13 protein-coding genes are annotated in these 13366 nt (G+C 61.9%); 8 read left to right on the top strand and 5 right to left on the bottom strand.

Annotated elements, in window-relative coordinates; all coding sequences use genetic code 11:
* The 4 genes from BUC40_RS06670 to dksA all read right to left on the bottom strand — a co-directional run.
* Positions 1-2022, bottom strand: a 2022-nt coding sequence (locus BUC40_RS06670; RefSeq protein ID WP_139272119.1) for a M10 family metallopeptidase, incomplete at its 3' end; no start/stop codon positions are given.
* 397 nt (positions 2023-2419) lie between these two features.
* On the bottom strand, positions 2420-3061 hold the full coding sequence (locus BUC40_RS06660; RefSeq protein WP_073263792.1) for a DUF1826 domain-containing protein: 642 nt from the start codon (positions 3059-3061) through the stop codon (positions 2420-2422).
* On the bottom strand, positions 3061-4263 hold the full coding sequence (gene zigA, locus BUC40_RS06655; RefSeq protein ID WP_073263790.1) for a zinc metallochaperone GTPase ZigA: 1203 nt from the start codon (positions 4261-4263) through the stop codon (positions 3061-3063). The genes BUC40_RS06660 and zigA overlap by 1 nt, the downstream gene beginning before the upstream one ends.
* Positions 4264-4288: 25 nt before the next feature.
* On the bottom strand, positions 4289-4693 hold the full coding sequence (dksA, locus tag BUC40_RS06650; protein ID WP_073263788.1) for an RNA polymerase-binding protein DksA: 405 nt from the start codon (positions 4691-4693) through the stop codon (positions 4289-4291).
* Between the two features lie 359 nt (positions 4694-5052).
* On the opposite strand from dksA, the gene BUC40_RS06645 reads away from it, so the two are divergent.
* The 8 genes from BUC40_RS06645 to BUC40_RS06610 all read left to right on the top strand — a co-directional run bounded on the left by BUC40_RS06645 (position 5053) and on the right by BUC40_RS06610 (position 12101).
* Positions 5053-5643 carry an amino acid synthesis family protein gene (locus BUC40_RS06645; protein ID WP_073263786.1) on the top strand — a complete coding sequence of 197 codons (591 nt, stop codon included), beginning with the start codon at positions 5053-5055 and terminating at the stop codon, positions 5641-5643.
* Positions 5644-5656: 13 nt separating this feature from the next.
* Positions 5657-6490, top strand: coding sequence for an alpha/beta fold hydrolase (locus BUC40_RS06640; RefSeq protein ID WP_073263784.1), 834 nt, complete (start codon positions 5657-5659; stop codon positions 6488-6490).
* Positions 6487-7968: an aldehyde dehydrogenase gene (locus BUC40_RS06635; protein ID WP_073263782.1), complete on the top strand. Its 1482-nt coding sequence runs from the start codon at positions 6487-6489 to the stop codon at positions 7966-7968. The genes BUC40_RS06640 and BUC40_RS06635 overlap by 4 nt, the downstream gene beginning before the upstream one ends.
* A 20-nt stretch (positions 7969-7988) precedes the next feature.
* Positions 7989-8474 carry a flavin reductase family protein gene (locus BUC40_RS06630; protein ID WP_073263780.1) on the top strand — a complete coding sequence of 162 codons (486 nt, stop codon included), beginning with the start codon at positions 7989-7991 and terminating at the stop codon, positions 8472-8474.
* 230 nt (positions 8475-8704) lie between these two features.
* Positions 8705-10156, top strand: a complete 1452-nt coding sequence (locus BUC40_RS06625) for an NAD-dependent succinate-semialdehyde dehydrogenase (protein ID WP_073263778.1) — start codon at positions 8705-8707, stop codon at positions 10154-10156.
* Positions 10157-10345: 189 nt separating this feature from the next.
* On the top strand, positions 10346-10744 hold the full coding sequence (locus BUC40_RS06620) for a carboxymuconolactone decarboxylase family protein (RefSeq protein WP_073263776.1): 399 nt from the start codon (positions 10346-10348) through the stop codon (positions 10742-10744).
* 38 nt (positions 10745-10782) lie between these two features.
* Positions 10783-11532: a GntR family transcriptional regulator gene (locus BUC40_RS06615; protein ID WP_073263774.1), complete on the top strand. Its 750-nt coding sequence runs from the start codon at positions 10783-10785 to the stop codon at positions 11530-11532.
* A 5-nt stretch (positions 11533-11537) separates the two neighbouring features.
* Positions 11538-12101, top strand: coding sequence for an NUDIX hydrolase (locus BUC40_RS06610; RefSeq protein ID WP_073263772.1), 564 nt, complete (start codon positions 11538-11540; stop codon positions 12099-12101).
* A gap of 246 nt (positions 12102-12347) precedes the next feature.
* Here BUC40_RS06610 and BUC40_RS06605 read toward each other — a convergent pair whose 3' ends face one another.
* The gene (locus BUC40_RS06605; RefSeq protein ID WP_073263770.1) at positions 12348-13319 is read right to left on the bottom strand and encodes a DMT family transporter; all 972 of its coding nucleotides are present in this window, start codon (positions 13317-13319) and stop codon (positions 12348-12350) included.
* Positions 13320-13366: the final 47 nt, after the last annotated feature.

The raw sequence follows: 13366 nt of genomic DNA, 5'->3' as shown, positions 1-13366 counted from the left end.
GTTGCCGATCAGGGTGTTGTTCAGCACGTTGCCGGTCAGGTTCAGGCGCGTGCTTCCAGTCGCGCTGGCGTCGAGGTTCTCGATGTTATTGGCCAGGGCAATGGCAGTGACTGTAGTCAACGCTGCGTTGCCACCGCGCAGTTGGACGGTATCGTTACCTTCGTTGAGGTTCTCGATCAGGCTGTCTTCGAGGGTGTTCTTCACCGTCAGGTCGACGATATAGGTGTCATCGCCCTTGCCACCGCGCAACGTATCCACGCCAGCACCACCATCGATGACGTTGTTGCCGTCGTTGCCGGTGATGACGTTGGCCAGGGCGTTGCCGGTGGCAGTGAGGTGGTCGCTGCCCAGCAGGCTCAGGTTCTCAAGGCTATCGCCGAGCGTATAGGAAATACTGGCAAGTACCGTATCAATGCCGGCACTGTCGATGATGACGTCGCCCACATTATCAACGATGTAGGTGTCATTACCGGCGCCACCATTCATCGTGTCGGCACCCAGCCCGCCATCGAGCACGTTGTTCGCAGCGTTGCCCGTCAGAGCGTTGTTCAGCGCGTTGCCGGTCAGGTTGAACGCCACCGTGTTGGTCAGTGTGCCATTTTCGACATGATCGCCTAGCGTATAAGTGCCATTCGCCGTAGCGATGGCAACCTGAACCAAGTCGATGCCTTCACCGGCTCGCTCAATCACCACATCGCCGACGTTATCGACCACGTAGGTGTCGTTGCCAGCACCTCCAATCAGGGTATCGGCGCCGGCACCACCATTGAGTACGTTGTTTCCCGCATTGCCGATGATGCGGTTGGCCGAACTGTTGCCAAGCAGTGTCAGCGCAACAGTGCCCGTCTGGCTGGCATCCACCTCTTCAACATTGTTAGCTAGGGAGAACGAGCTGCCGAAAAAGCCGGTGCTGGTTCCACGCAAGATGACCTTGTCGTAACCCTCACCCGCATATTCGGTCACCCTGTCATAGAATTCCGAGCCTGTGGGAAGATCGATGTAATAGGTATCGTTGCCGGCGCCGCCGCGCAATGTGTCCTCACCTTTACCGCCATCCAGTACGTTATCGGCGCTATTGCCGATCAAGGTGTCTCTGTAGTCGCTACCGATTGCATTCTCGATAACCGCACCATATGCAATGGTCAGGAAATTATTACGCCATACTCCTGTGGCATAGTTATAAATATCCTGACCAATCGAGCTGAACTCGCCACTATTGAGATTGATCACCACACCTTCGAGCTGGTTGCTGGCATCGATCGTGTCGTTGCCACCGGCATCCCAGATAGTCTCGAAAATCTGCGCGTTGGCATCCCAGCGGTAAACGTTGTCGCCCGCCTGCCAGCTATTGTTGCTGCCATATAGGTATTGAATAGCGGCGATATCGAAGAGCATCGGGCCAGTGGGCTGGAAATCGTAGCTGTCGTTGTAGCTCATGACCGTATAGCGCACGTCGTCATAGCCGCTACGCAACACGTAATTGCTGAAGTCCGAGGTCTCGAACGAGTGCTTGAGGCCCAGGGCATGACCGATCTCATGCACGAAGGTCAGATAGTCATAACTACCCGGCGAGGGCGCAGTTTCATTGGTGGCGCGGCCGATCCATACGTCGCCGGATACCGGGCTGCCATCGGGTAGAAAGGCGAATGCCGCCGTATCCCAGTCAATCAGTTCATAGCCGCCGAAGCGCAGGTCCCCTACCTGGCCACCGGCGGTATCGCTGACCTCGGTGAAGGACAGGTTGGCAACCGCGCTCCAGTCAGCCAGCGCGCTGCGTACAGCATCCTTCTGATTGGCCGTCAGGGCGTAGACAAAATCCCGGTAGTTGATGCCAGGCAGATCGATCAAGTCATCATATTGGCGCGAGTACTGCGACACGCCGGGATTGGCGAAGCTGTAGGACAGCGTCGCCGAGTTACCCCACCCGGCGCCAAATTTAGTTCCGTAAAGCAGCGCATTGACGGAGGTAGAGAAGCTGAGGGGTACGTACGAATACGGGGTGATCTGCTCAAAATTCGGCACGGTACTACGTCCCTGTAATGTCCATGAAAAGCATCAAGATAATGGCAAGAAAAACAGCCGCCAGCGCGGATGACGGTAGGATCATGCCTCGACCGAAAACACATAACAGCAATGAGCCATTACCGGACGCATAGTCTACCGGCGCTCCGTGACAATGAAATGCCGACTGATCCACGACATCGACTTTCCGTCGAACGGTATCCGATAAAACCGCGTCGCCGAAGACGCCGCCTACCTCAAGCCCTTCTGCGAGAGCCAGAGCAAGGGCGTGTGGATGGCCTACTGAGCCGTCATTCAATCGTCATCTTTATCGGCGTAAATACAGTCTCTCTTGGCTGCCGGACAGGCCCGGTGGCGATGTTGCTGCGCTCAGGCGCAGCATTTTTTTGCCCGCGATTCAGGCCAGCCAATCCAGCGTCAGCAGCAGTCGCCGTTCACCGGCCGGCAAGGTTGGCGAGCGATGGATCAGCCCCCGCCCTTCATTGCCCACCCAACGCTCACCCTTGACCAGCGCCACATGCCCGCAGCCGATCTGCTCGACCACGGCCTGCTCGTCAGGCGCCTGGGGGCCGCCGAGGTGCTGACGTGACAGCGCACCCTCGCGCAGCCATTGGCTACCGGGGCCGGCGTAGCTGGTGATCAGGCGCAGCGGCACGTGATCGACGTGAAAGCGCGGGCACATGGCGCCATCCAGCGCACGTAGGCGCAAGCCGATGCACCGGGCATCGAGCAGGCAGGCATAGGCACGCACCAGCCAGGCCACATCGGCGAGAAACGCCGCCTGGCCAGGCAGATCGCTGTAGCCATTCAACAGCCCGCGCAGGTCAGGCTCGGCATCGATATCAACCAGCTCAATGCTTAGCGATTCGGCCAACGGCTCGCACTGGGCCAGCAAGGTGCTGGCGAAGGCGGCAAGGTGCTCGGGCAGGTTGCGCTGCCAGACCGCCAGATTGACGTCATCGCGCAGCGCATCGCCAAGCACGTCGATACGCTCGCTGCTTATCTGTAGCGGCTGCGGTGGTGTCTTGAATGCCAGCATCACGCGGCCTCCTGCCACGGGCCGAACGGATCAGGCAGGCGCAGCCAGCTCTCGGTGCCGGCGGCCATTTCTGCGTCGGTCAGCAGGCAGTCGTCCAGCTCGGCGTGCAGCTGATCGAAATCGATGTGCTGGCCGATAAATACCAGTTCCTGGCGGCAATCACCGCTGGCCTTGTCCCACTGGCGGGTGATGGCTTTGCGTTCATCGTCATCCTGCGGCCACTGACTTTTCGGCACGAAACGCCACCAGCGCCCGGCCAGTCCATGGCGCATCAAACCGCCAGCCTGGGACCAGCTGCCCGCCTCCTGATACTTGCTGGCCAGCCAGAAGAAGCCCTTGGATCGCAGCAGCCGGCCGTTGGTCCACTCGCGGCTGAGAAAATCGAAGAAGCGCTGCGGATGAAACGGCCGCCGCGCCCGGTAGGCGCTGGAGGCAATGCCGTATTCCTCGGTTTCCGGCACGTGCTCGCCGCGCAGCTCCTTGAGCCAGCCGGGCGACTCGGCGGCACGCGCGAAGTCGAACAGGCCGGTGTTAAGAATGGCCTCCAGCGGCACCGCGCCCATGCTCATGGGCACGATCCTGGCACGGGTGTTGAGGCGGCGCAGAATGGCGCTCAGCTCTTCGCGCTCGGCACTGCTGATCAGGTCGATCTTGCTGATCAGCAGCACGTCGGCGAACTCGATCTGCTCGATCAACAGGTCAGTGATCGAGCGTTCGTCGTCTTCGCCAAGGGTTTCGCCGCGGCTGGCCAGGCTCTGCGCGGCCTGGAAGTCGGGCAGGAAATTCACCCCGTCGACCACAGTGACCAGGGTGTCCAGCCGCGCCAAATCAGCCAGGCTCTGACCCTGCTCGTCACGAAAGGTGAAGGTTTCGGCAACCGGCAGCGGCTCGGAAATGCCGGTCGACTCGATCAGCAGGTAATCGAAGCGGCCATCGCGAGCCAGCTTGCTGACTTCCTCGAGCAGGTCTTCGCGCAGGGTGCAGCAGATGCAGCCGTTGCTCATCTCGACCAGCTTCTCTTCGGCGCGGTTAAGGCTGACGCCCTTCTGCACCTCGCTGCCGTCGATGTTGATTTCGCTCATGTCGTTGACGATCACTGCGACGCGCAAGCCATCGCGGTTTTTCAGAACATGGTTGAGCAGCGTGCTCTTGCCGGCGCCGAGAAAGCCGGAAAGCACGGTAACGGGAAGGCGGTCGGGCATGGCGGGTTCCTCATCAGCATCAGGTTCACAGGTCACGTTGGTGGCGCTCGCGTTGTTCTTCGCGCTCTTTCGCTTCTATGCACAGGCTGGCCATGGGCCGCAGCAGCAAACGGCGCAGGCCGATGGGCTCACCGGTTTCGCGGCACCAGCCGTATTCACCACGGGCCAGGCGCTCAAGGGCTTGATCAATCTTGTCGAGCAGCTTCTTTTCGCGCTCCAGCAGGCGCAGTTGCCACTGGCGCTGTTCTTCACGGCTGGCGATGTCGGCTTCATCAGCTGGCCGCTCTTGCTCGCGTAATTCGCCGAACTCGTCATCGATACGCTGCTGCAACTCCTCGCGCTGGTGGGTCAGCAGGTCACGAAAGAACACCTGCTGGGTGTCGTTCATGTAGGCCTCAGCGGGCTGGGCCAGCAATTCATCGGCAGTCATGGCGGGCTCAATCAAAGCAATTTAATAGTTATAACATAACATTATTGATTGACATGTCATGCGCGTCCATTGAAATAAATCGCCGCCCTCTAAAATCGCAGAGGCAGCCGGAGGGCTGCCTAGTGATGCTTGTTCAGCAACGCCCTTTGCCAACGCAGAGCCAGCTGCCCGCCTCCTTGATCAGCCTGACCCAAGCCGCTCCGCTGTCTGTCGATTAAAGCTTTAACAGCCACTTTTCACTACCACTGGCCCACCGTGAATGCCGCCAAGGCACCGTCACACCTGGGATTCGGCAATGCTTGCATATTGTGTATTCTGGTATACCATAATACCCAACACCAACCAGCCGAGGAGCTGCCATGAGTTTCGAGATTCGCAAGATCGTCAGCTACATAGAAGAAACCCTGATCGAAGGCGGCAAGGCGACTGACAAGCCGGTGACCATGGTCGGCCTGGCCGTCGTGATCAAGAACCCATGGGTTGGCAACGGTTTTGTCGAAGACCTCAAGCCGCAGATCAAGGCCAATTGCTCCGAGCTGGGCGAACTGATGGTCAAGCGCCTCACCGCCGCCATTGGTGGCGCCGACAAAATCGAAGCCTACGGCAAGGCTGCCGTGGTCGGAGCCGACGGTGAAATCGAGCATGCCTCCGCGGTTATCCACACCCTGCGTTTCGGCAACCACTACCGCGAGGCGGTGAAGGCCAAGAGCTACCTGTCATTCACCAACAAGCGTGGCGGTCCGGGCACTTCGATCCAGATCCCGATGATGCACAAGGACGACGAAGGCCTGCGTTCGCACTACATCACCCTGGAAATGCAGATCGAAGACGCACCGCGCGCCGATGAAATTGTCGTCGTGCTCGGCGCCGCCAATGGTGGTCGCCTGCACCCACGCATCGGCAACCGTTACATCGATCTGGAAGAACTGGCTGCCGAGAAGGCGCAGTAATCGGGAGCAGGCAATGATTCGGCACCTCGCTGAACGTACCCCCACCGGCACCAGTTACCGGGTGATCGGCCAGGGCCAACCCGTGGTATTGATCCACGGCGTGGGCCTGACGAAAGACATGTGGGGCGGCCAGGTCGTAGGCCTGGCCCAGCATTTCCAGGTCATCGTCTACGACATGCTCGGCCACGGCGACAGCCCGCGCCCGGCCCCGGACACCGACCTGGCCGGTTACGCCGACCAGTTGCGCGAACTGCTCGATCATCTCGGCGCCCAGCAAGCCACGGTCATCGGCTTCTCGATGGGCGGCCTGGTAGCGCGTGCGTTCGCCCTGCATTACCCGCAACGCATTGCCGCGCTGGTGGTGCTCAACAGTGTGTTCAACCGCAGCCCCGAGCAGCGCGCCGGCGTTATCGAACGTACTGCCCAGGCCGCCGAACATGGTCCGGACGCCAACGCTGAAGCGGCATTGTCGCGCTGGTTCAGTCGTGAGTATCAGGCGGCCAACCCGGCGCAGATCGCCGCCATTCGCCAGACCCTGGCCGGCAACGATGCTCAGGGTTACCTGACCACCTACACGCTGTTCGCCACCCAGGATATGTACCGGGCAGACGACCTGGCCGAGATTAAGGTGCCGACGCTGATTGCTACCGGCGAGCTCGACCCGGGCTCTACACCGCAGATGGCCGAACAATTGGCGCAATGCATTCCAGGCGCCCGCGCCGTGGTGCTGGCCGAGCAACGGCATATGATGCCGGTGGAATCGCCGCGCCTGGTCAACCAGATGCTGCTGGAATTCCTCAGAGAAGCCAGCCAGCTGCAGAGCACCGCAAAGGGGATCGTCGCATGACACTCGCACGCTATCAGATGTGCATTGACGGCCAGTGGGTCGACGCGCAATCGGGCAAGACCTTCGAGAGCCTCGATCCGGCTAGGGCGCAGGCCTGGGCGGTGCTCCCGGATGCCGCTGCCGAAGACGTCGAGCGTGCCGTGCAGGCCGCTCAAGCCGCCTTCGACAACCCGGCCTGGCGCAACCTGAGCGCCACCGCACGGGGCAAGCTGCTGCGTCGCCTCGGCGACCTGATCGCTGAGAACAAGGAAGCCCTGGCCCAGCTGGAAAGCCGTGACAACGGCAAGCTGATCCGCGAAACCCGCGGCCAGGTCGGCTACCTGCCAGAGTTCTTCCACTACACCGCGGGCCTGGCCGACAAACTCGAAGGCGGCACCATGCCCCTCGATAAGCCGGACATGTTCGCCTACACCACCCACGAGCCAATTGGCGTAGTAGCCGGGATCATCCCGTGGAACAGCCCGCTGTACCTGACCGCGATCAAGCTCGCGCCAGCCCTGGCAGCCGGCAACACCATTGTGCTCAAGCCCTCGGAACATGCATCGGCGACCATTCTCGAGCTGGCGCGCCTGGCACTCGAAGCGGGCTTTCCGGCTGGCGTCGTCAACGTGGTCACCGGCTACGGCCCGACCACCGGCGCAGCGCTGACCAGTCACCCGCTGATCCGCAAGATCGCCTTCACCGGCGGCGCCGCCACTGCCCGCCATGTGGTGCGCGCCAGTGCCGAGAACTTCGCCAAGCTGTCACTGGAACTGGGCGGCAAATCGCCGAACATCATCTTCGCCGACGCCGACCTGGACAGCGCCATCAACGGCGTGGTCGCCGGCATCTACGCCGCCTCCGGGCAGAGTTGCGTAGCCGGTTCGCGCTTGCTGGTGCAGAACAGCATCTACGACGAGTTCGTCGAGCGCCTGGTCGAGCGCGCCAAGCGCATTCGCATCGGTAACCCGCAGGACGACGCCAGCGAAATGGGCCCCATGGCCACCGCTCAGCAACTCGCCGTGGTCGAAGGTTTGGTCGCCACTGCCGTGGCTGAAGGCGCGAAGCTGCGCCTGGGCGGCAAGCGTCCGCAGGTCGATGGCGAAGGCTGGTACTACGAGCCGACCCTGTTCGAGTGCGACAACCATTCGATGACCATCATGCAGGAAGAGGTCTTCGGCCCGGTCGCCTCGGTGATCCGCTTCAGCGACGAAGCCGAAGCGCTGACCATGGCCAACGACTCGCAGTTCGGCCTTGCCGCCGGCATCTGGACGCGCGACTTGGGCCGCGCCCATCGCATGGCCAAAGGCGTGCGTTCAGGCATCATATGGGTCAACACCTACCGTGCCGTATCGGCCATGGCGCCGATCGGCGGCTTCAAGAACAGCGGTTACGGCCGTGAAAGCGGCATCGACTCGGTACTGGCCTACACCGAACTAAAAACGGTGTGGATCAACCTGTCACAAGCACCGATGCCCGACCCGTTCGTGATGCGCTAAGCGCATCGAGGAAAAGCAAAATGATCGAACCTGGACTGTACAAATCCGTCATGGCCGCCTTCCCTTCGGGCGTGACCATCGTGACCAGCCTGGACGCCGACGGAAACATCGTCGGCATCACCGCCAGCGCCTTCAGCGCCCTGTCCATTGACCCGGCACTGGTGCTGTTCTGCCCCAATTACACCTCCGACTCCTACCCGGTGCTGCGCGACAGCAAACGCTTCGCCATCCACCTGCTGTCGGCCGAGCAGCAGAAGGAAGCCTACGCCTTCGCCGGTAAGGGCAAGGACAAGGCCGCCGGTATCGAATGGACGCTCAGTGAACTGGGCAACCCGCTGCTCAAGAATGCCGCGGCGATCATCGAGTGCGAGCTGTGGCGCGAATACGACGGTGGCGACCACGCCATCATGGTCGGCGCGGTGAAGAACCTGATCCTACCCGAAGAAGCCCCGGTGCCGATGATCTACCACCGCGGCAAACTCGGCGCCCTGCCGGCGTTCGCCTGATCGACGTGCCTTCGGCGAGAACCTAAACCACCTTTTGTAGGGTGGACCGGGGCGCGTAGCCGACGCCTCACCTACGCGGCCCGACCCGTCTACCGCTCTGCAATCGCAATGGTGGACAAAAAAATGCGTTGTCCAGCCTACGATCTGGCCTGACAACGCCGCAAATCGCTAGCCTTCTTTGGCCGTGCTCACCCACCCTCGAGCACGGCCTGTTTTCTTCTGGAGCTGCCATGACGCCCAACGCCTTGCGCCTATTCCGCCAGCTCGCCTACATCGATGGTCAGTGGCTGAGCGCCGATGAAGTCGGCACCCAAGCCATCTTCAACCCCGCCAATGGCGAGGAAATCGGCCGGGTGCCGAACATGGGCAGCGTTGAAGCGCGACGCGCCATCGCCGCCGCCAATGCCGCCTGGCCCGCCTGGCGCGCACGCACCGCTAAGGAGCGCTGCGCCATCCTCAAGCGCTGGCACGCGCTGATCCTGGAAAACGCCGACGCGCTGGCCGAAATTCTGACCCTCGAACAAGGCAAGCCGCTGGCCGAAGCCCGTGGTGAAATCCTCTACGCAGCCAGCTTTATCGAGTGGTTCGCCGAGGAGGCCAAGCGCATCTATGGCGACACCATCCCCAGCCACAAGCCCGATGCGCGCATCGTGGTGACCAAGGAGCCGATTGGCGTGGTCGCAGCCATCACGCCGTGGAATTTCCCAGCGGCGATGATCACCCGCAAAGTCGGCCCGGCCCTAGCTGCCGGCTGCCCGTGCATCGTCAAGCCGGCGCCGGAAACGCCGTTTTCGGCCCTGGCCCTGGCCACCCTGGCCGAAGAAGCCGGGCTACCAGCCGGCTTGCTAAACGTGATCACCGGCGACGCCGTGGCCATCGGCAACGAGCTGTGCGCCAGCGCCACGGTGCGCAAGCTGTCGTTCACAGGCTCCACGCCGATCGGCAAGCTGTTGATGCAGCAGTGCGCCAGCACCCTGAAGAAGGTGTCACTGGAGTTGGGCGGCAATGCGCCGTTCATCGTCTTCGATGACGCCGACCTGGAGCGCGCCGTCGAGGGCGCGCTGATCGCCAAGTACCGCAACGCAGGGCAGACCTGCGTGTGCGTGAACCGTTTTCTGGTACAGGACGGTATCCACGATGCATTCGTGGCCCGCCTGGCCGAGCGTGTGGCCGAGCTAAAAGTCGCCGATGGTTTTACCGAAGGCGCGCAGCAAGGCCCGCTGATCAACAGCCGGGCCGTGGATAAGGTCGCCGATCACGTCGCCGATGCCCTCGGCAAAGGCGCCACGCTGGTCTGCGGTGGTGAGCGCCATGTGCTGGGCCACGGTTTCTACCAGCCCACCGTGCTGAGCGGCGTGACTGGCGAGATGAAGGTCGCCCGCGACGAAACCTTCGGCCCGCTGGCGGCGGTGTTTCGCTTCAGCGACGAAGCCCAGGCTATCCACATGGCCAACGACACCGAATTCGGCCTGGCCGCCTACTGCTACACCCGCGACCTGGGCCGCGCCTGGCGAATGAGCGAGGCGCTGGAATACGGCATGGTTGGCATCAACGAAGGGCTGATCTCCACGGAAGTGGCGCCCTTCGGTGGCATCAAGGCCTCCGGCCTGGGCCGCGAGGGTTCGCACTACGGCATCGACGATTACCTGGAAATCAAATACACCCTGATGGGTGGGTTGTAAGGCTGGGCTGACGCGGACCGGCTCTTGTGGGAGCGGGCCATGCCCGCGATTCGCGAACATGAGCCGCTCCCAGAATGAATGGGTGAACGACAGTCCATAGGATGGGTCGGGCCGCGTATTTGAAACCCATCAATAATCGATGGGTTGCACCCATCCTACGCCTGACTCGCAGCTACTCGAGAGACCGATATGAGCAACGACAAGTACGAGAAAGGCCTGAAGATCCGCACCCAGGTGCTGGGCGAGGCCTACGTGAAGCGCTCAGTGGAGAACGCCGACGACTTCAATCGCCCGCTGCAGGAGCTGGTCACCGAATACTGCTGGGGGCATGTGTGGGGGCGTGAAGGCTTATCGATGCAGGAACGCAGCATGATAAACTTGGCCATGATTTCCGCGCTCAATCGCCCGCACGAGCTGAAGTTGCACATTCGCGGCGCCCTGCGTAACGGCCTCAGCCGTGAACAGATTCGCGAAATTCTGCTTCAGGTTGGCATCTACTGTGGCGTGCCTGCCGCAGTCGACAGCTTCCGAATCGCTCGCGAAGCCTTCGCCGAGGCGGATGCCGAGGCTCAGCAGCCCGAGGCGTAGTTTTGAGTGCTCCCATACCTATAACTAGAGCCCTAACCATGAAACGCCAGCCGATCGACGACAGCTTCAAGGTCAACCGCAATCCCGTGACCCTGCGGGAGATCGTCCTGGACAAGCTGCGCAGCGCCATCATGAATTTCCAGTTGTTACCCGGCGACCGTCTGGTGGAGCGCGACCTGTGTGATCGCCTCGGTGTTAGCCGTACTTCGGTGCGCGAGGCGCTGCGCCACCTGGAGTCCGAAGGCCTGGTGGAATTCGCCGATGCCAAAGGCCCGCGCGTGGCGATCATCACCCTGGAGGACGCCTGCGACCTCTACGAACTGCGCTGCGCGCTGGAAGGCATGATCGTCCAGCTGTTCACCCTGCGAGCCCGCGCCAAGGACATCCGCGCCCTGGAGCGTGCTCTGGAGAACAACCGCCAGACCCTCGAAGAAGGCGAGCTACCGGACGTGCTGGAGTCGGTGCAGGAGTTCTATAACGTACTGCTCGAAGGCTGCGGCAATGAAGCGGCGGCCACTCAGCTGCGCCAGCTGCAGGCGCGGATCAGCTACCTGCGCGCCACTTCGGTGTCGCAGAGCAACCGCCGCAGCACCAGTAACCAAGAAATGGAGCGCATGGTCGAGGCGATCAAGAGCGGCGACCCGATTGCCGCCCACCAGGCCTCGGTGGACCACGTACGCGCCGCCGCCAAGGTCGCGCTGGAGTACCTGGAAGCCAAGCAGGAAGGCGCCAAGGCCCGCGACATCGTCGCCCCTATCGGTCTCAAAGACCCGCGCATCGGTCGCTGATTGCCATGCCCAGCCCGCGCTTCTGTAATCAATGCGGCGGCGCGACGCTGGAGCGCCGCCGCCCGGCCGGCGATGACCACAACCGCCTGGTGTGCAGCGGTTGCGGGCACATCCACTACGAAAACCCGAAGATCATCACTGGCTGCATCATCGAGCAGGACGGCCGTTACCTGCTCTGCCAGCGCGCCATCAAACCGCGCATCGGCACTTGGACGCTACCGGCCGGTTTCATGGAAAACGGCGAAACCACCGAGGAAGCGGCCCTGCGCGAAGTGCGCGAGGAAGCCGGCGTGGTAGCGGAAATCACCTGCCCCTACTCGATCTTCAGCGTACCGGCGATCAGCGAGGTGTACCTGATCTTCCGCGCCAAGCTGCTGCACGACACCGGCTATTTCGGCAGCGAAACCCTGGCGCGGCGCTTCTTCGCTCCCGAAGACATCCCCTGGGAGCAGATCTACTACCCGGCCATCCGCCAGATCCTGGAACGCTATATCACCGAACGCGAGACGGGCAGCTACGGCATCTACATGGGCAGCGATGACACCGGCAAGGTGCATTTCATTCGCTGAAGCAGCCGTTCGCGATATCGCGGGAGAGGCTTTAGCCCAGGGCTCTTTGCACCCACCAATAAAGCTCGCGGCTAAAGCCTCTCCTACATGCTCACCTACCGCTTTTGCCTTTCTGCAGGGCGTAGGGTGGACGACGCTTCTCCCGTCCACCGTTCTGCAATCGCAATGGTGGACAAAAAGAGCGTTGTCCACCCTACGCAGGGAGCGGCTGCTTCTGGCTTTCTACAGCTCTCACCCCTGCCCCGCTCAACTCACCGAACGGCTTGCCCCCGCAACCTCTGCAACCACGGACTTCTTCGCCGCACCCGCCTTGAGCTGCCAGATGCCAAACATCACCAGCGCCAGCCCGGCCATCTGGTACGGTGAGATGGCTTCGCCGAGCAGCGCCCAGGCAGCGAAGATGGTCAACACCGGGCCGAGGTTGCCAACAGCGGCGGTATTGGTGGCACCGATGCGCTGGATCGCCAGAGCCATCCAGTACACCGGCAGCACGGTGGAAATCATCGCCATCAGCGCGGCGCACAACCACACCTGGGCCGGTTGCGCGAGCATGCTGCCGGCCGGTTGGGTAATAAAGAAATGCGCCAACACCATCAGTGACGACGCGCTGCCCGCAAGGCCGGCCAGGCGCATCGAGCCAAGGCGTTTCACCATCACCCCGGTGCCCAAGTAATAGAGCGCGTAGGTCACGGCGCTGGCGAATACCCACAACGAGCCGATGATCACTTGGCTGCCCATGTCGGTAGCGCCGATGTCGTGCATCAGCGCCACGCCGAGGCCTAGGTAACAGACCGCCATGGCCAGCAGCGTGCGGCGGCTGGGGCGTTCGCGAAAGGCGATCATCTGGAACACCAGTACCAAGGTCGGGTAGGTGAACAGGATCAACCGCTCCAGACCGGCGCTGATGTACTGCAGACCGTAGAAGTCGAACAGGCTAGACAGGTAATAGCCAAACAGCGCCAGCACCACGACGCGCGCGCCGTCGCCCAGTGAGAAGCGTCCACCGGTACCGATGCCGCTGCGGCTTAGCCAGACCAGCCACAGAAACAGCGGCAGGGCGAGGGTCATGCGCATCGCCAGCAGAGTGATCGCCTCAACGGGGGCGGCGATGTACGCCATTTTGACGAAGATCGCCTTCATGCTGAAACCGGCAGCGGAAAGGATGGCGAACAGGCTGCCGTTACTGGCGCAGCGCTTGAAGAAGGCAGAAAGGTTCATGGCAATCTGAATCCGGGGCAAGGAACGGTTATTCTGATACGAATGAC

This window comes from Phytopseudomonas punonensis, assembly GCF_900142655.1.
In the GTDB taxonomy this organism is placed as follows: domain Bacteria; phylum Pseudomonadota; class Gammaproteobacteria; order Pseudomonadales; family Pseudomonadaceae; genus Aquipseudomonas; species Aquipseudomonas punonensis.
The sequence above is the reverse complement of the archived record's forward strand: the minus strand, read 5'-3'. Positions and strand labels throughout refer to the sequence as shown.